Genomic DNA, 17,283 nt, shown 5'->3' with positions numbered 1-17,283 from the left:
GGCCGGCGTTCAGCGCCGAAACAGCGAATGCACCTCGAACGGATCGGGTGCCGGTTCCTGCGAGAGCGTGCCTTCGGCCGCGCGCTTCTTGTGATGTGCCAGCGAGCATTGCGGCGAGCAGAATATGCCGAGGTCCGACCAGTAGGCCGGTCCATGCTCCATCTTGCCCTCATGGTACCAGAAGCCCGTGGCCCGATAGGGGAGGCCGCATTCGATGCAGCGATAGGCGTCAGGTCTGGCAAGCATGGGATATTCCGGTGCGCTTTGGTCGACAACTCGCGGATCATACCAGCCGGATGTAATTCGTCGTAGAAATTTTGAGCGGCAATTGCAGCCTTGAAAATTGGTCATGGCCTTCGCGACGTCGTCATTCTATGGCGGAGCAAGGAGCGAAGCGACGCGCGTAGACCATAGAATCCATTCCGTGACGTTGAGGCGTTTCGACGATCCGGAATTCTGCTCCGCTGAGCCCTTGCACGAGGTCACGGAATGGATCCTCGGGTCTGCGCGTCCGCTTCGCTCCCGCTCCGCCCGTGGATGACGAAGTCCCACCTCCGCAAAATCCGCGTGACAAAGTTTGACGTTTACGTAAAAAGAAGATGCGGGCCGGCCCAAAGGTGGATGGCCTCGCTTCGGCCACGCGACTACGGTTGGCCGAAACGGAGGAGGAGCAGTCATGTATCGCGCACCGGTCGAGGACATAGCCTTCACGCTGAAGCATGTGGCCGGGCTGAAGCCAGCGCTGGATGCCGGCACCTTCGGCGATCTCGGCGAAGACCTGGTCGACGCGATCCTGGCCGAGGCCGGCCGTTTCGCCAGCGAGGAAGTCGCGCCGCTCTACAAGATCGGCGACGAGCATGGCGCGGTGCTGAAGGATGCGGCCGTCACCACGCCACCCGGCTGGAAGGAGCTTTACCGGCGCTGGATCGAAGGTGGCTGGAACGCGCTGTCGGGGCCGGAGGAATTCGGCGGCCAGGGCCTGCCCACAATGCTCGCCGTCGCCGCGCTCGAAATGTGGAATTCCGCCGCCATGGCCTTCGGCATCGGCCCGACGCTGACCATGGGCGCGGTGGAAGCGCTCGACAAGCACGCTTCCAACGCGCTGAAGGAAAAGTACCTCGCCAAGCTCGTCTCCGGCGAGTGGATGGGCACGATGAACCTGACCGAGCCGCAGGCAGGCTCTGACCTCGCGGCCCTGCGCAGCCGCGCCGAGCCCGCCGGCGGCGGCACCTACCGCATCTTCGGCCAGAAGATTTTCATCACCTACGGCGAGCACGATTTCACCGACAACATCGTCCATCTGGTGCTGGCGCGACTTCCCGACGCGCCGGCCGGGACGCGCGGCATCTCGCTGTTCCTGGTGCCGAAATTCCTGGTCAACGAGGACGGCTCGCTCGGCGCCCGCAACGACGTCTTCTGCTCCGGCCTCGAGCACAAGCTCGGCATCCATGCCTCGCCGACCTGCACGATGATCTATGGCGACGGTTTTGAGGGCATGACGCCTGGCGCCATCGGCTGGCTGATCGGCGAAGAGAACAAGGGTCTCGCCTGCATGTTCACGATGATGAACAACGCCCGCCTTGCCGTCGGCATGCAGGGCGTGGCGGTGGCCGAGACGGCGACGCAGAAGGCGATCGCCTATGCTAACGAGCGCCGCCAGGGCAAGGCGTCGGACTATTCGGGGTCCGGCATGGCGCCGATCGTTCATCACCCCGACGTGCAGCGCAATCTTCTCACCATGCGGGCGCTGACCCAGATCGCGCGGGCCATCAGCTATTCCTGCGCACATGCCATCGACCGCGCCCGCGTTGCCGAGGGCGAGGCCGCCGCCACCTGGCGCGACCGCGCCAATCTGCTGACGCCGCTTGCCAAAGCCTTTTCCACCGATGTCGGCGTCGAGGTCGCTTCGCTCGGCGTCCAGGTGCATGGCGGCATGGGTTTCATCGAGGAGACGGGCGCGGCAGCGCTCTATCGCGATGCACGCATCGCGCCGATCTATGAAGGCACCAACGGCATCCAGGCGATCGACCTCGTCTCGCGAAAACTGCCGCTCGGCGGCGGCGAGCATGTGCATCGCTATATCGGCGAACTGAAGGCGGTGGCCGATGGAGTGCGCACCTCAAACATCGAAGGCTTCGGCCGCACCGCCGACAACCTTGATCGGGCGCTCGCCGATCTCGACGAAGCAACGCGTTTCCTGCAGAGGCTGATGGCCGACGGCAAGGCCGATGCCGCAATGGCCGGCGCCACGCCCTACCTTCGGCTGATCTCACTTGCCGCCGGCGGCGCCTATCTGGCGCAGGGCGGCCTTGCCGACCGTGGCCGGGTTCCGCTTTGCCGCTTCTTTGCCGAGAACCTGCTTGGCGAGACGCGCGCTCTGAAGGAACGCATCATCGACGGCGCCGACAGCCTCGCCGCCGCCGGCAAGGCGCTGATCGCCTGAACAGCCTGTCATTCGAAGGAACCATCGTGACCGACCATATCCTCATCGAGCGCCAGGGCGCAGTGCAGATCATCCGCATGAACCGCCCTGACAAGAAGAACGCGCTGACGCGCGCCATGTACGCGAAAATGTCGGCCGCCCTTGTCGAGGGTGACGCCGATCCGGCGGTTCGCGTCCACGTCTTCCTCGGCGTGCCCGGCGCCTTTTCTTCCGGCAACGATCTTGCCGACTTCCTCGTCGTCGCTACCGGCGGCGAGGGTGGCAACGAGGTCTGGGATTTTCTGATGGCGCTGGCCAAGGCGGAGAAGCCGATGGTGTCGGGCGTCGACGGCATCGCGGTCGGCATCGGCACCACGCTCAACCTGCATTGCGACCTGACCTTCGCCACGCCGCGCACGCTCTTCCGCACGCCGTTCGTCGATCTCGGCCTCGTGCCGGAGGCCGGCTCCAGCCTGCTGGCGCCGCGGATCCTCGGCCGGCAGGGCGCCTTCGCGCTGCTTGGTCTCGGTGAAGGTTTTTCGGCCGAGCGCGCCAATGCCGCCGGCCTGATCTACGACGTGGTCGCGGAAGACGCGCTGGAAGGCGCGGTGCTGGCCGCCGCCAACGACATCGCGGCCAAGCCGCCGCAGGCGCTGAAGATCGCCCGCGACCTGATGCGTGAGCCGCGCGAGGAACTCGTCGCCCGCATCAAGGTGGAGAGCGAGCATTTCCGCGAGCGGCTGAAGTCGGATGAGGCGCGCGCCGCGCTCACCTCTTTCATGACGCGAAAAAAGGCGAGCTGACCGAGCTATCGCTGCTCGGCCGCGATGCGGATGCCGAGGCCGATCAGTAGCGTGCCGCTGACCGCTTCGACGATCCGGCGCACATTCGGTCGGCGCAGCCAGTCGCCGGCCTTGGCGACAACCGTTGCATAGATGGTCAGCCAGCTGAAGGTGATTAGTGCGAAGACGACGCCAAGCAGCAGCAGCGACAGAAAGGACGGCTGTCCCGCCGGCACGAATTGAGGCAACAGGCTCGGAAAGAACACGGCTATTTTCGGATTGCCGAGATCGCTGATGAAGCCCTGCCGGAACGCGGCGACCGGGGCAAGCCGGGTATGCGGTACGGTCGGCGCCTGCGCATGATGGCTTTGCACCGGCCAAATGGCTTCGCGCAGGGCTTGCATGCCGAGATAGATCAGATAGGCGGCGCCGGCATATTTGACGGCCAGGAAAAGCGGTTCGGAAGCAGTGAGCAGCGCGACAAGGCCGACGCTCGTCGCCAGCGCCCAGATCGTCAGCCCGCAGCCGACACCGAGCGCAGTCAAAATTCCTGCGGAGCGGCCGCCGAGCAAGGTGTTGCGGATGGTGATCGCGGTATCCGGACCGGGTGTCACGATCACCATGATCGAGACGCCAAGGAATGCCAGGAAGATTGCCATGCAGTCTCTCCCAAGACCTGAAGTCTTTCCAATAGTATGGCCGGAAATGGCTTCAAGCGTAAGACGAGGTAGCCGGCCAATTTCACCTAAAGGTTGGTGCAGGGGTGTCAAACCGATCCGATCCGCTCTATGTCCCGATTATACTTGGCGGGGGCTCGTGAAATGGAGAGGACATGACCCGAAACGCAGCCATCGATCTGCCGGAGCGATTGGAGGGCGTTCATTGACGCATTGAACGCCTCGACATGCTTGCCGATGCCGCAAAGCCGCTGGCGCTGACCTTCAAGCTCTGGTGGCGCTTCTGGCCGCAACTGATCGCCATGGTGCTACTGGGCATCGTGTTCGGCGACCTGTTCATGCAAATCGCCGCGCGCACCGCCCTCGTCAACCATATGGCGGGGCTCGCCTTGCTGACGCTGGTCGCGCTGACGCAGCTCATCGTCACCGTCGCCATGTTCCAGACGCTGCTGCCGGCCTTGCCGGCAACGCGCGCCGCGCAGCAGGTGGCTCAAGGCGAAAGCTCGGGCGAGGGACGCATCGGCGGCACGCCGCTGGCGCGCATGATCACGGTCGCGCTGCTGCCCTTTTTCGCCTACTACGCCGCCTGGGGCTTTCTCGGCGACACGGTGCGGCAGTATTCGCGCGTCGCGCTCGACATGGCTCCTTTCGGCGGAGGGGAGGGCAACGTTCTCGATGTGCTCGATTCGCGCTGGCTGGTCTTTTCGGTCGTCATCTCCTGGCTGATCCGGCGCTTCGCCACCGGCATGCAGACGCGCGGCCGATCGCGCTCCTTCTGGCAGATCGTCGTGGTCATCTGCGAGACCAACTGGATCTTCATCGGTCTCTATGTGATCTCGCGCTGGAAGGACGAGGTCGTCGACTGGATCATGAGCCGCAATATCTTTTCCTTGCTGCAGGCAGCGGCGGACGGCATGGCCAATCCGATCGCAAGCGCCTTTGCCGATCCGATGGTTCCCGTGGAGGTCACTTCCATCGACACGACCAAAAGGCTGGTCGACCTGTTCTTCTACATGCTCCTGCCGGTGATCTGGCTGGTGCTCGCCGCGCTGATCTACGGCTACGACGTGCGCGACGACAAGGAACTGATGCGCATGCACCGGCGCGCCGAACATTTCGGCGAGCGTTATCGCGCCATTCCGAGATTCCTGCGCGACTTCGTCGAGCACTTCATCTCCGGCTACCGCTCGCGCTATTTGCCGATCGCCAACAGCGTGCGCATCACGCTGAGCTCGGGCTTGGTGCTCGTCGTCACGCTGATCGTCGGCTATCGCCTGATCGACTGGCTGGCGGCCTGGGCCTGGCTCGGCATGACACGGCTATTCGGTCCGCATGAGCTCGATACCTGGCAGGTGCTTTCCGATGGCGTCTCGCTGCTCTTCGGCAGCCCGTTCCAGGACTCTTCGACCGGCATTCTTGTCGAACCGCTCAGGATCTGCTTCCTCGCCGCGATCCTCGAAACGGCATTCGCGCTGCCGAAGCGCCGGACCAGTGAAGATGCTCAACCAGCCGGCTCCCCGGACGGCGCGGAAGTCGGTGCCCAGAATGCTTGAAGACGCCCGCTCTCGCCTGAAAGCTTTGTTGGTCGCTGGCATCGGCACCGCAGCGGCGATTGCAGTCGCCGGTGTCATGGGCGCTTTCGGCGCAAGGCACGAGCCTCTTTCCGTTCTGGCGCCCGCCAGCCCGATCGAAACGGGTCAATGGCTGCTGAGGCCGCTCAAAGCGTATGCCGCCGAAGGCGGGAACCTCTACGGCGTACCGCTCAAGCCTGGCGCGAAGGCGCTGGTCCTCGAGCTCGAAATGACCAACCGGACGGCCAAATCGACAAAGGACTATTTCGATGTCCTGCAGGCGAACCGGGCAACGATCGATCCGGCGACGAAACCGTTCATCGTCCTCACGCGAGATTCCACGCTGTCGCCGGAACTGCACCCCGGCATGCCGGAGCGCATGGCCTACATCTGGCAATTGCCGGACGGCGCGGCTCCGCCGGCGAGCCTCGAACTGACGGTCATCCGCGAGACCTACAAGCAGCGCGACAATCTCCACGGCCTGCCCGGCTGGTTCAATCCGACGCCGATCGGGACGCTGAAGCTGCCCATTGGAAGCGGGCCCGACATCGCGGATATCCGGCCATGATGCGCAAGCTTGCCAACGTCGTCCTGCTGCTCGCCGCAGTGTCGCTCTGCTACGGCCTGCAAGTATCGAAGCCGCATTATGGCGACCTGATCGGGCCGATCCCCGCGCGGGGCGAGCTCGGCGACACGGTCGTCGGGCGAAGCTTCGAGGTCCGCGCCGAAAAGGTGGAGTTCGCCCGCAAGCTGAAAGCGGACAGGTTCGGCGACAGCATGGTTCTGACCACCGGCGGCATCTGGGCCGTGGTCACCGTGGAGTTCGCGGCGCGGGCGCAATCGACGACGGTGGCGGTCGCATCGTGGCGCGGAACGACAGGCCTCACCTATGACCAGACCGAGCGGCTGTCCTTCACCGATGGACTGCTTCCCGTGGCCATCGACCCCGGCCTGCCAAAAAAGGCGAGGCTGATCTTCGAGCTGCGGCCGGACGAGGTCAGCGATGCCACTTTGCTGATTTCGGAAAAGCTGATGTCCGCGCTCGACTCCCAGGCCGTGATATCGCTCGGGGCGGTCGCCATCGGGCCCGACGGCTTGCCGCCCGGCACGGTCGACACGCTGGATATGACGCAGCCGATCTGAGGGGTATCGAATGACGGCACAGGGTCTGGATCGAGAGAGCGGGACGATCGAGCGGAAACGGCGCCGGCGCAGCCTCTGGTCGCTCGTCCTGCTCGTCCCGCTGGGTCTGGCCATCGGGTCCTATGACAGCGTCAAAGCGCTGCTTGGCGGCAACGACCTCTTCCCGCGCCGCGTCGCCTGGGGCGAAAGCGCCCGTTTCGGCGGCAGCGACTGGAAATTGACCGATCTGCGCGGCGCTTTCGGCATGTCGAACCTGCCGCCGGATTCGGTGCCGGTGCTGGCCGACTTCTCAGTGAAGATCGGCGATCCCGATCTGCAGAACCGATGGCTCGGCTGCAAGGTGATGCTCATCGACAAGCACGGCCGGCGCTGGTCGCCGACATCCATCGCGTCGCCGAAAACCACGGACGATGTGCAGACCTGCATTTCGGCGATCTTCTCCGGCGCCAAGAGCGGCGACACGCTCAACCTGCGCGAGACGTTCCTGGTGCCGAAGGAAGCGACCAAGTCCATACGCCCGGCCGTCGGCGTCGCCAGCGAGCGGCCGCATTTCCTGCTGTTCCAACTGGAGAAGGATTGATTTTCCAGCGGGCATTCGAAGGTTAAGGGTACAGCCGCGTCTTGTCCCAACCGCCTTTGGCGTTGCGCGAGAACATGATGCGGTCATGCAGCCGGAATGGGCGGTCGTGCCAGAACTCGATCGTCTGCGGCACGATGCGAAAGCCCGACCAGTGCTTCGGCCGCGGGATTTCGCCGATCGCGTAGCGTGCCGTGTATTCGGCCACCGCCTTTTCCAGCGCGAAGCGGCTTTCCAGCGGCCGCGACTGTTTCGAGGCCCATGCGCCGATGCGGCTGCCGCGCGGCCGCGTCGCATAATAGGCGTCGGCCTCGGCGTCGCTGACGATCTCCACCGGCCCGCGCACGCGCACCTGGCGGCGTAGCGATTTCCAGTGGAAGCACATCGCTGCCTTCATGCTGCCAAGAATCTCGCGGCCCTTGGCGCTCTCGAAATTCGTGTAGAAGACAAATCCCTTTTCATCGAACCCCTTGAGCAGCACCATCCGTACGTCCGGCATGCCGTCGGCATCGACGGTTGCCAGCGCCACGCCGTTGGCGTCGTTGGGCTCGCTCTTGGTGGCGTCCTCCAGCCATGCGGCAAAGAGCCGGAACGGCTCCGCCGCCTCGGTGAAGTCACTGCTTGTTAACTCGGTTTCGTTCATAGTTTTCCAAATTTTTAACACTGCGGGAGGAGTTCGCCGATTGTCGCGTATTGCGCAAGCTTTTGACAGCGGGCAATGGAGCGTTATCGCTTCGGCCAGCGCCAAGGCTGCGCTGCTGACGTTGGCGCTTCCCCTTGCAGGCTGCGGCGCCGGCGGCTTCAGCCTGGAGAAAGCGGAGGTCGACCGCTCGATCGTCACTTCCAGCACGCCTTCCTCTCCCGCCCCGCCGGCAAGCAGCGACACCGATTCGGACCAGACCACCATCGGCAACGCGGTCTCCTCCGCCGACATCCAGGAACTCGGCGGCCAGGCCGTGCCGTGGGCCAATGCCGGCACCGGTTCGCGCGGCGCGATCACCGAACTTGTCGAGTTGAATGATGGCGCCCTGACCTGCCGCCGCTTCACCGCCACCAGGGAGAGCTTCGATGGCGTCGCCTTGTACAAGGGCGAGCTCTGCATGGCCGGCGCCGGCGGCTGGCGCATGCAGGAGTTCAAGGCGCTCTGAATTTCGCTCGGGGCGCTGATTTTCGGTCACGGATCGTTGTTGCGCCACTGGAATTTCTTCCTATCCGAGCGCATATAGGGGACAATTGTGGACTCATCCTCTCGTTCAGGCAGGAAGCATGCGCGACCCCTATGAGGTGCTGGGCGTTGCCAAGAACGCATCGGCCAAGGAAATAAAATCGGCGTACCGCAAGCTCGCCAAGAAGCATCATCCGGACCAGAATCCGAATGATCCGAAGGCGAAGGACCGTTTTGCCGCCGCGAACCAGGCCTACGAGATCGTCGGCGACGAGAAGTCGCGCGCCGCCTACGATCGCGGCGAGATCGACGCCGACGGCAAGCCGCGATTCCAGGGTTTCGAGGGTGCGGCCGGCGGTGGCGATCCGTTCGCCGGGTTCCGTCGTCAGCAGGGCCCCGGCGGCGCGCAGCATTTCGAATTTCGCACGGGACGGCCCGGCGGCGATCCGTTCGACGGCAACAGCGATATCTTCAGCCAGATCTTCGGCGATGCCTTCTCGGGCGCGCGCGGCGCAGGCCGCGGCGACCGTCGCCAGCCGGTGCAGGCGGCGGACCTCAACGTCACGCTCGATATCACCGTCGAAGAGGCAGCTACTGCCGAGAAGGTGACGGCGATGTTCCCCGACGGCCGCAAGATGGCGGTCAAGCTTCCGGCCTATGTCGAAGACGGCCAGACCATCCGCCTCAAGGGCCAGGGCGAGCAAGGGCCTGGCCAGCCGGGCGACGCGCTGGTCAAGATCCACATCCGCCGCCATCCGCGCTACCGCATCGAAGGCCGCGACCTGCATGTCGACCTGCCCGTCGACCTGGCCGACGCGGTGCTCGGCGCCAAGGTGGCGGTCGAGACGCCGACCGGCAAGCTCGCGGTCAACGTCCCGGCATGGTCGAGTTCGGACAAGGTGCTGCGCCTGAAGGGCAGAGGTTTGCCGGAAAAAGCAGGCGGTCACGGCGACCTCTACGCGCATGTGCGGCTGATGCTGCCGGAGGGCGGAGACGCCGATCTCGAAGCCCTGATTCGCCGCCGAAAAGGCTGATCGAGGCAATTTTCTCCGCAAGCCAGTCTGTTTTCGACGCTTGAAGGGGCTCTGTGCCTGTGCGATAGGGCTCCACACAAAACAGACACTCTTGCGGAGAACGCGCACATGGCGGGTGGACAGGGCCTGATGGCAGGTAAGCGGGGCCTTATTCTCGGCGTCGCGAACAATCGGTCGATCGCTTTCGGCATCGCCAAGGCCTGCGTCGATCACGGCGCCGAAATCGCGCTGACCTATCAGGGCGAGGCCTTCAAGAAGCGCGTCGAGCCGCTGGCGGCGGAACTCAATGCGCATGTCGCCGGCCATTGCGACGTCACCGACCCGGAAAGCCTCGACGCCGTCTTTGCCGACATCGCCAAGCATTGGGGCAAGCTGGATTTCCTCGTCCATGCCATCGCTTTTTCCGACAAGGACGAGCTCACCGGCCGTTATGTCGAGACGACGCGCGACAATTTCCTGCGCACCATGGACATTTCGGTGTTTTCCTTCACCACCATCGCCAAGCGCGCAGAGCCGCTGATGAGCGAGGGCGGTTCGCTTTTGACGCTGACCTACTACGGCGCCGAGAAGGTGATGCCGCACTACAACGTCATGGGTGTGGCCAAGGCGGCGCTTGAAGCCAGTGTGCGCTATCTCGCCGTCGACCTCGGCGCCAAGAAAATCCGCGTCAACGCGATTTCGGCCGGCCCGATCAAGACGCTGGCCGCCTCCGGTATCGGCGACTTCCGCTATATCCTGAAGTGGAACGAGTACAACGCCCCGCTGAAGCAGACGGTGACGCAGGAAGAAGTCGGCGATTCCGCCGTCTATTTCCTGTCGGACCTGTCGCGCGGCGTAACCGGCGAGGTTCACCATGTCGATTCCGGCTACCACGTCGTCGGCATGAAAGCGGTCGACGCGCCGGATATCTCGACCGTCAAGGATTAGATCTCTCCGCCTACCCTTCCACCAGGCCCTGGCCCGACCTCGGAAGACCTGATGTATCCGCTCGTCTACATCGCACGCCACGGCCAGACGCAGTGGAATGCCGAGGGTCGGCTGCAGGGGCAGGCGGACACCGACATCAACGCGTTCGGCCGCGCGCAGGCGACCCGAAACGGTCGCCGGCTGGCTGAATTCGTAACCAATCCCGCGGAGTTCGACTTCGTCGCCAGCCCGATGCGCCGCACGCGTGAGACGATGGAGCTGATGCGCGCGGCGATGGGACTCGATCCGTTCGCTTACCGCACCGATCCGCGCCTTGTGGAATTGAGCTTCGGCGATTGGCAGGGTTTCACCTTTGCCGAACTCGAAGCGAGGCTTCCCGGCTCGACGCACCGTCGCCGTTTCGACAAATGGGATTTCCAGCCGCCGGGTGAGGGCGCGGAAAGCTACGAAATGCTACTCGAACGGATAAAGCCGTGGTTTGACGCGCTTGACCGGCAGACGGTATGCGTCACCCATGGCGGCGTCATGCGGTGCCTGTTCCGCTTCGTCGAAGGCATGTCCAAGAAGGACGCGGCCCGCCTGGATATCCAGCAGGATCGCCTGCTCCGGCTGGAGGGCCGCAGCTTGGAGTGGTTGTAGAGCTTACGGCGCGGCGAATTCAGATCGGGCCGGCCTCACCTGAATTTAGTTCTGGTCGCTGTCCGGCAGTTGCATATCGGTCACGATATTCTCGCCGTTCGTCACGTCAAAGGCGATGACGATGTCCATGCCGGGCTTCAGCGCATCGAGATCGGTCTCGGCGTTGAGCTTGTAGGACTTGCCGTCGTCCAGCGTCAGCGTCAGCGTGTCCTTGTCGACCTTCTTGATCAGGCCTTCGGTCTGCCCGGCGAACGCGGCGGTTGAAATCATGAGCATGGCGCCAACAGCGCCAATCAGGGTACGCATCGTCGTCCTCTTTGGTCATTGCGCCGGCTGGTCAGCGGCGGGTCCTCAACGGCGGATGGAAGAGAGCAGAAACCAACCGAATGTGTCAAAACTAAATCGGCTAGATCACAGATTGATGCATCCGATCATCGTTTGACCGCTGTGGAAAACGCCAATAGAAGGCACCCTTGAACCGGCGAACCGGCTCCGCCGCCGGGCAGGGCGTTTTTCCATGTCGCACAACACCTTCGGCCATCTTTTCCGCGTCACCACCTGGGGTGAGAGCCATGGCGCCGCGCTCGGCTGCGTTGTCGACGGCTGCCCGCCGGGCATCCGTTTCAAGCGCGAGGATATCCAGGCCGAGCTCGACCGGCGCCGCCCGGGCCAGTCGCGTTTCGTCACTCAGCGCCGCGAGCCGGACGAGGTGAAGATCCTCTCCGGCTTCATCCTCGACGAGGACGGCGAGACGATGATCACCACCGGCACGCCGGTGTCGATGTTGATCGAGAATGTCGACCAGCGCTCCAAGGATTACGGCGAGATCGCCCGCCAGTACCGGCCGGGCCATGCCGACTATACCTATGAGGTCAAATACGGATTGCGCGATCATCGCGGCGGCGGCCGTTCCTCGGCGCGTGAGACCGCTGCCCGGGTGGCGGCCGGCGCGCTCGCCCGCAAGGTGGTGCCGGGCATGGTGGTGCGCGGCGCCCTGGTGTCGATGGGTGAAAAATCGATCGACCGCGCCAACTGGAACTGGAATTTCGTCGGTGATGCCGAAAACCCTTTCTTCACGCCGGATCCGGCCTCGGTCCCCGTCTTCGCCGCCTATCTCGACGGCATCCGCAAGGCCGGGTCCTCGGTCGGCGCGGTGATTGAGATCGTCGCCGAAGGCGTGCCTGCTGGCCTCGGCGCGCCGATCTACGCCAAGCTCGACCAGGACATCGCCTCGGGCCTGATGTCGATCAACGCCGTCAAGGGCGTCGAGATCGGCAACGGCTTCGAGGCCGCCCGCATCACCGGCGAGCAGAACGCCGACGAGATGCGCATCGGCAATGACGGCAAGCCGGTGTTCCTCTCCAACAATGCCGGCGGCATCCTCGGCGGCATCTCGACCGGGCAGGCGATCGTCGCCCGCTTCGCCGTCAAGCCGACCTCCTCGATCCTGACCCCGCGCAAGTCGATCGACAAGGACGGCAGGGACGTCGATGTCATGACCAAGGGCCGCCACGACCCCTGCGTCGGCATCCGCGCCGTGCCGATCGGCGAGGCCATGGTTGCCTGCGCGATCGCGGATCATTATCTGCGGCATAGAGGACAAACAGGGAAGGGAGTAGGCAGTAGGGAGTAGGCAGTAGGCAGTAGGCCAGCCCGACACAGCCTTTTTCCTTCCCTACTGCCCATTGCCTAATTCCTATTCCCTGCGAGCGAAGCGAGCACCTATGCCTTACGACCAGAAGAAGATCGTCGAAGCGATCCGTGCTTTCGAGCGCGGCGAGATCGTCGTCGTCATGGACGATGACGGACGCGAGAACGAGGGCGACCTGATCGTCGCCGCCGTGCACTGCACGCCGGAAAAGATGGCCTTTATCGTCCGCAACACCTCCGGCATCGTCTGCACGCCGATGCCGCGCGAGGAGGCGAGGAGGCTCAACCTCGCGCCGATGGTGGCCGACAATGATTCGGCCCACACCACGGCATTCACCGTCAGTGTCGACTTCAAGCACGGCACCACGACCGGCATTTCCGCCGACGACCGCACGCTCACAGTGCGCAATCTCGCCAACGGCAATGTCGGCGCCTCAGACTTCGTCCGTCCAGGTCACATCTTCCCTCTCATCGCGCGCGAAGGCGGCGTCTTGATGCGCTCGGGCCATACGGAAGCCGCTGTCGATCTCTGCAAGCTCGCCGGCCTGCCGCCGGTCGGCGTCATTTCCGAGCTGGTCAACGACGACGGCACCGTCAAGCGCGGGCCCGAGGTTCAGGCTTTCGCCAAAGAACATGGCCTGAAGCAGGTTTCGGTCGCCGATCTCATCGCCTACCGGCAGCGCAAGGAAACGCTGGTCGAGCGCGTCGCCTGCTCCGACATCGACACGCCCGGCGGCAAGGCGCAGGTCTTCACCTACACGCTGCCCTGGGATTCCATGCATCACGTCGCGGTCGTCTTTGGCGACATCCGCGACGGCGAGGAGGTGCCGGTGCGCCTCCATTCCGAGGATGTCGTTACCGACGTCTTCGGCACCAGCCATCGTCTGGAAGGCATCATGAAGGCGATGGGCGAGCGCAGGCGCGGCGTCATCGTTTATCTGCGCGAGGGCTCGGTCGGCGTCGCCCACCAGGAGCGCAAGCGGCCAGCGAGCGGTGAGCGCGAGGATCATGAGGAAGCGCGCCGGCGCGAGAACGAGTGGCGCGAGATCGGTCTCGGCGCTCAGATCCTGAAGGATCTCGGCATCTCCTCGATCAACCTGATCGCCTCGCGCGAGCGCCACTATGTCGGCCTCGAAGGTTTTGGCATCCATATCGCCAAGACGGAAATCCTTTAGGCTGTCGGGGGACGCGCCGGAAGTTCCTCCAGGCAGCTCGCCGGCGTTGCTGGCTGACTGAAGCCTCCGCGACGTAGGCGATTGACCGGAGCCTCCGCGACGTCGTCATCCACGGGCGGAGCGACGCGAAGCGGAGCGCAGACCCGAGGATCCATTCCGTTACCTTGATCGTAGAGCGCAGCGGAGCAGAATTCCGAACCGTCGCAACGCTTAGAAGTCACGGAATGGATCCTCGGGTCTTCGCGCGACGCTTCGCTCCTTGCTCCGCCCGTGGATGACGATGTCGCGTAACTTCCAACGTCTTCGATAATCGTTGCACGGCCGGAACGCTTCTTCTTGTCACTCCGCCGGCATTACCGCTTCGCCCCTGTCCACGTCGCACTCGTCCGTCGCCAGCCGGCATTGGCCGGCGAGCACGGTGGCCAAGGCGATCGAGCCTGCCGCTACGGACACCCAGAACCCGTTCTGCGGTTCAAACGTGTCGACCATCCAGCCGGCGGCGAAGGAGCCCAGCGCCATGCCGATGCCGATCCCGGTCGTCACCCAGGTGACGCCTTCAGTGAGCATTGCCGCCGGCACATGGCGCTCGATCAACCCGAAGGCAGTGATGAAGGTCGGCGAGATCGCCACGCCGCTGACGAAGACGGCGAGCGCCAGCGTCGGCACGGTGTCGACGAAAAGCAGCGGCAGCGTGGTGAGCGCGATCACGGTGACCGCGACCGCCAGTTGCCGCTGCAGCGGCGTCTTCAGGCTGAGCGCTCCGACAATGATGCCGAGCACGAAGGATCCCAGCGCATAGACGCCGATGACCAGGCTCGCCGCCTCGGGCTGGCCGAGCGCCTTGGTGATGGCGACGGTGGTGACTTCCGTGGTGGCGAAGGTCGCGCCGACGAAGATCAGCGCGAAGGTGATGATCTGGACCGGCCGCAAGCGGATCGCGGAGCCGGTCGCCGCCTGTTCCGCCGGTCGCACCGGCGGCTCCGTCGAGCGCTGCAGCAGGAATGCCGCCGAGCCGAGAGCGAGCAGCAACGTGCTGGCGACCATGCCCGCTTCCGGGAACAGCGCGGCGCTCAAGCCCACCGACAGCGAGGCGCCGGCGACGTAGACCAGCTCGTCCGCCGCCGATTCGAAGGCGAAGGCGGTGTTGAGCTCGGGCCGGTTGCGGAAAATCTCGGTCCAGCGCGCCCTGACCAGCGCCGGAATGCTCGGCATCAAGGCGGCAAGCAGCGCGGACAAGAACAGGGTCCATACCGGCCAGTGCTGATTGGCCGCCGCGATCAAGGCCGCGAAGGAAAGCGCCGAAACGAGCGTCGTCGGGACGGCTATGCTGGTCTGGCCGAGCCGGTCCACCAGCCGCGAGATCTGCGGCGACAGGAAAGCGTTGACCAGCGCGTAAGTGGCCGAGACGGCGCCGGCCAGCCAGTATTCGCCATGCGTCTGCGACAGCATCGCCACGATGCCGATCGGCGCCATGGCGATCGGCAGCCGCGCCATGAAGGCGGCCGCGGCGAAGCCTTTCGTTCCGGGAGCCCGAAAGATTTCCGAATAGGGGTTTCGCATGGTCCTGCTCCTCGACAAGGAAGGGCGCCGCAATTACATACGCAGCGTATGAATGTCAGATAGTTCATACGTCGCGTATGTCAATCGGCATACGAGACGTATGTGAATAGAGCCAGAAACCGTGCACAGACCCCGCAAGGAGATGATCGCCGAGACGCGCGCCAAGCTGATCGCGGCCGCGCGCCATGCCTTCGGCACGATCGGCTATGCCGAGGCCTCGATGGACGATTTCACCGCTTCAGCGGGCCTGACGCGCGGCGCGCTCTACCACCATTTCGGCGACAAGAGGGGACTGCTGCAGGCGGTGATCGCCGAGATCGACGGCGAGATGGCTGCGCGGGTGAACGAGGTGGCGGCGAGAGCGCCGACCCGCTGGCAGCGCTTCGTCGACGAATGCACCACCTATATCGAGATGGCGTTGGAGCCGGAAATCCAGCGCATCATGTTCCGCGACGGCCCGGCGGTGCTGGGCGATCCGGCGCAGTGGTCGAACGCCAATGCCTGCACCGCGTCGATGACGGATCATCTGACGAGACTGCAGGAAGAGGGCGTCGTCGTGCCCGATCTCGACCCCGAGACCGCCGCGCGGCTGATCAACGGCGCCAGCAGCCAGGCCTCGCAACGCATTGCCAATTCGAACGACCCCGAGGCGACGTCGAAGAAGGCGATAGCGGCGTTCAAGCAGCTACTGGAAGGACTGCGCAAAAAGCCCTGACTGCACGATCGGGTAAGGATATCGCCGGTTTGTGCACCGGTTTTGGGACTGGCGCGGCGCCGTCGCAATTGACAATGACAGGCGCGAGCGCATCCTCCTCGACCATTCTCTTACAGCGCCGCGCGTTCTTCGAACGCGCAAAGGACGCTGTAACACTTTGACTATGCCGCATGATCCTTTCCGAAAATCGATTCCGATTTTCGGGGTCATGCGCGAGGCGGGAGAGTCGGGGCCATGTGGGACTTCAGCATCGGCCGGTCGGTGTCCATCATGATGCGGACATGGCCGTTCATCGTCTTTCGCATGATCGTCTATTTCGGCATCACGTTGGCCTACATCATGGCGACCGGCACCGGCGCCAGCGTCGGCTACGGTGTCGGCCACATCTCCACCGATCCCGATGGACCGATGTCCTTTGCCTTGTGGGGCGGGGTTGTCGGCTTCGGCGTCGTCTCGATCGCCGTCTACTGGATCCGCGAATATATCCTCTATGTGCTCAAGGCCGGTCACATCGCCGTCATGGTCCACCTGATCGATGGCCACGACGTCCCCGACGGCCAGCGCCAGATCGCCTATGCGAAGGAAGTGGTGACCCAGCGCTTCGCCGAGGCCAACATTCTTTTCGTCGTCGACCAATTGGTGAAGGGCGCCATCCGCGCCATCACCGGCCTGATCGGCGGCATCGCGGCGTTCTTGCCCATTCCGGGCTTGAACGGCCTCGTCAGCTTCATCAACACCGTCATCCGCCTGTCGCTGACCTATGTCGACGAGATCATCCTCGGCTACAACATCCGCATCAATTCGAACTCTCCGTTCGAAACCGCCAGGCAAGGCGTCGTGCTCTACGCGCAGAACGGCAAGCACATGGTCAAGAACGCCGTCTGGCTGGCGGTGATCATGTGGGGCGTGTCCTTCGTCATCTTTCTTTTGATGCTGGCGCCGGCAGGCGCGATCCTGTGGGTCATGCCGGGCCAGCTTGCCGGCTGGGCCTTCGTGCTGGCAATCGTCTTTGCCTGGGCCTTCAAGGCGGCCTTCATCGAACCCTTCGCCATCGTCTCGCTGATGCAGGTCTATTTCGACGCCATCGAAGGCCAGGTTCCGAACCCGGAATGGGATCAGCGGCTGGCCGAAGCGTCATCGAAATTCAGAGAGCTTCGCGACAAGGCGCTCGGCTCCTTCGGCGGCTCGCGCTGGGATTCGCCCCGGGCTGCTTGATCGGCAGCCCCTTGATCACGACGGCAGCCCG

19 protein-coding genes are annotated in these 17,283 nt (G+C 64.2%); 14 read left to right on the top strand and 5 right to left on the bottom strand.

What is annotated here, in order from left to right:
- Positions 1-9: 9 nt before the first annotated feature.
- Positions 10-246 carry a hypothetical protein gene (locus EJ070_RS34155; RefSeq protein ID WP_126095269.1) on the bottom strand — a complete coding sequence of 79 codons (237 nt, stop codon included), beginning with the start codon at positions 244-246 and terminating at the stop codon, positions 10-12.
- Between the two features lie 430 nt (positions 247-676).
- On the opposite strand from EJ070_RS34155, the gene EJ070_RS34150 reads away from it, so the two are divergent.
- Positions 677-2,443: an acyl-CoA dehydrogenase family protein gene (locus tag EJ070_RS34150; RefSeq protein ID WP_126095268.1), complete on the top strand. Its 1,767-nt coding sequence runs from the start codon at positions 677-679 to the stop codon at positions 2,441-2,443.
- A gap of 26 nt (positions 2,444-2,469) precedes the next feature.
- Positions 2,470-3,225, top strand: a complete 756-nt coding sequence (locus EJ070_RS34145) for a crotonase/enoyl-CoA hydratase family protein (RefSeq protein ID WP_126095267.1) — start codon at positions 2,470-2,472, stop codon at positions 3,223-3,225.
- 5 nt (positions 3,226-3,230) lie between these two features.
- Here the strand turns inward: EJ070_RS34145 and EJ070_RS34140 are convergent, their stop codons facing one another.
- The gene (locus EJ070_RS34140) at positions 3,231-3,863 is read right to left on the bottom strand and encodes a LysE family translocator (RefSeq protein WP_126095266.1); all 633 of its coding nucleotides are present in this window, start codon (positions 3,861-3,863) and stop codon (positions 3,231-3,233) included.
- A 245-nt stretch (positions 3,864-4,108) separates the two neighbouring features.
- On the opposite strand from EJ070_RS34140, the gene EJ070_RS34135 reads away from it, so the two are divergent.
- Genes EJ070_RS34135 through EJ070_RS34120 form a run of 4 tightly spaced genes read left to right on the top strand, consistent with a single transcriptional unit; the run spans position 4,109 to position 7,175 of the window.
- Positions 4,109-5,434 carry a hypothetical protein gene (locus EJ070_RS34135; protein ID WP_126095265.1) on the top strand — a complete coding sequence of 442 codons (1,326 nt, stop codon included), beginning with the start codon at positions 4,109-4,111 and terminating at the stop codon, positions 5,432-5,434.
- A 28-nt stretch (positions 5,435-5,462) separates the two neighbouring features.
- Positions 5,463-6,020, top strand: a complete 558-nt coding sequence (locus EJ070_RS34130; RefSeq protein WP_245464765.1) for a hypothetical protein — start codon at positions 5,463-5,465, stop codon at positions 6,018-6,020.
- On the top strand, positions 6,017-6,595 hold the full coding sequence (locus EJ070_RS34125; protein WP_126095263.1) for a hypothetical protein: 579 nt from the start codon (positions 6,017-6,019) through the stop codon (positions 6,593-6,595). Before EJ070_RS34130 ends, EJ070_RS34125 begins: the two co-directional genes overlap by 4 nt.
- 10 nt (positions 6,596-6,605) lie before the next feature.
- Positions 6,606-7,175 (top strand): hypothetical protein, encoded by a 570-nt coding sequence (locus EJ070_RS34120; RefSeq protein WP_126095262.1) that lies wholly within the window; start codon positions 6,606-6,608, stop codon positions 7,173-7,175.
- 22 nt (positions 7,176-7,197) lie between these two features.
- Here the strand turns inward: EJ070_RS34120 and pdxH are convergent, their stop codons facing one another.
- Complete coding sequence (gene pdxH / locus EJ070_RS34115) at positions 7,198-7,815, bottom strand: pyridoxamine 5'-phosphate oxidase (protein WP_126095261.1); 618 nt, start codon at positions 7,813-7,815, stop codon at positions 7,198-7,200.
- 40 nt (positions 7,816-7,855) lie between these two features.
- Here pdxH and EJ070_RS34110 point away from each other — a divergent pair, with 40 nt between their 5' ends.
- The 4 genes from EJ070_RS34110 to EJ070_RS34095 all read left to right on the top strand — a co-directional run bounded on the left by EJ070_RS34110 (position 7,856) and on the right by EJ070_RS34095 (position 10,937).
- Complete coding sequence (locus EJ070_RS34110) at positions 7,856-8,320, top strand: RT0821/Lpp0805 family surface protein (RefSeq protein ID WP_126095260.1); 465 nt, start codon at positions 7,856-7,858, stop codon at positions 8,318-8,320.
- A gap of 118 nt (positions 8,321-8,438) precedes the next feature.
- The gene (locus EJ070_RS34105; RefSeq protein ID WP_126095259.1) at positions 8,439-9,371 is read left to right on the top strand and encodes a DnaJ C-terminal domain-containing protein; all 933 of its coding nucleotides are present in this window, start codon (positions 8,439-8,441) and stop codon (positions 9,369-9,371) included.
- A 108-nt stretch (positions 9,372-9,479) separates the two neighbouring features.
- Positions 9,480-10,298: an enoyl-ACP reductase FabI gene (gene fabI / locus EJ070_RS34100; protein ID WP_126095258.1), complete on the top strand. Its 819-nt coding sequence runs from the start codon at positions 9,480-9,482 to the stop codon at positions 10,296-10,298.
- Between the two features lie 51 nt (positions 10,299-10,349).
- Positions 10,350-10,937 (top strand): histidine phosphatase family protein, encoded by a 588-nt coding sequence (locus EJ070_RS34095; protein WP_126095257.1) that lies wholly within the window; start codon positions 10,350-10,352, stop codon positions 10,935-10,937.
- A gap of 45 nt (positions 10,938-10,982) precedes the next feature.
- On the opposite strand, the gene EJ070_RS34090 is transcribed toward EJ070_RS34095, so the two are convergent.
- Entirely contained in the window at positions 10,983-11,243 is a 261-nt protein-coding gene (locus tag EJ070_RS34090) for a DUF1344 domain-containing protein (protein WP_126095256.1), read from the bottom strand.
- 211 nt (positions 11,244-11,454) lie between these two features.
- Between EJ070_RS34090 and aroC the strand changes: the two genes are divergently transcribed.
- Both aroC and ribB read left to right on the top strand, forming a co-directional pair.
- Complete coding sequence (gene aroC / locus EJ070_RS34085) at positions 11,455-12,570, top strand: chorismate synthase (protein WP_126095255.1); 1,116 nt, start codon at positions 11,455-11,457, stop codon at positions 12,568-12,570.
- Between the two features lie 91 nt (positions 12,571-12,661).
- Positions 12,662-13,762 (top strand): 3,4-dihydroxy-2-butanone-4-phosphate synthase, encoded by a 1,101-nt coding sequence (gene ribB, locus EJ070_RS34080; protein WP_126095254.1) that lies wholly within the window; start codon positions 12,662-12,664, stop codon positions 13,760-13,762.
- Between the two features lie 339 nt (positions 13,763-14,101).
- Here the strand turns inward: ribB and EJ070_RS34075 are convergent, their stop codons facing one another.
- Entirely contained in the window at positions 14,102-15,322 is a 1,221-nt protein-coding gene (locus EJ070_RS34075; RefSeq protein ID WP_126095253.1) for an MFS transporter, read from the bottom strand.
- Between the two features lie 121 nt (positions 15,323-15,443).
- Here EJ070_RS34075 and EJ070_RS34070 point away from each other — a divergent pair, with 121 nt between their 5' ends.
- Together EJ070_RS34070 and EJ070_RS34065 are read left to right on the top strand one after the other, a co-directional pair.
- Complete coding sequence (locus EJ070_RS34070) at positions 15,444-16,037, top strand: TetR/AcrR family transcriptional regulator (RefSeq protein ID WP_126095252.1); 594 nt, start codon at positions 15,444-15,446, stop codon at positions 16,035-16,037.
- Positions 16,038-16,271: 234 nt separating this feature from the next.
- Positions 16,272-17,252, top strand: coding sequence for a hypothetical protein (locus tag EJ070_RS34065; protein ID WP_126095251.1), 981 nt, complete (start codon positions 16,272-16,274; stop codon positions 17,250-17,252).
- Positions 17,253-17,283: the final 31 nt, after the last annotated feature.

Origin of the sequence: Mesorhizobium sp. M1E.F.Ca.ET.045.02.1.1, assembly GCF_003952485.1 — a bacterium.
Taxonomy (GTDB): Bacteria; Pseudomonadota; Alphaproteobacteria; order Rhizobiales; family Rhizobiaceae; genus Mesorhizobium.
Note: the sequence above shows the minus strand (reverse complement) of the source record. Positions and strands in the feature narration are given on the sequence as shown.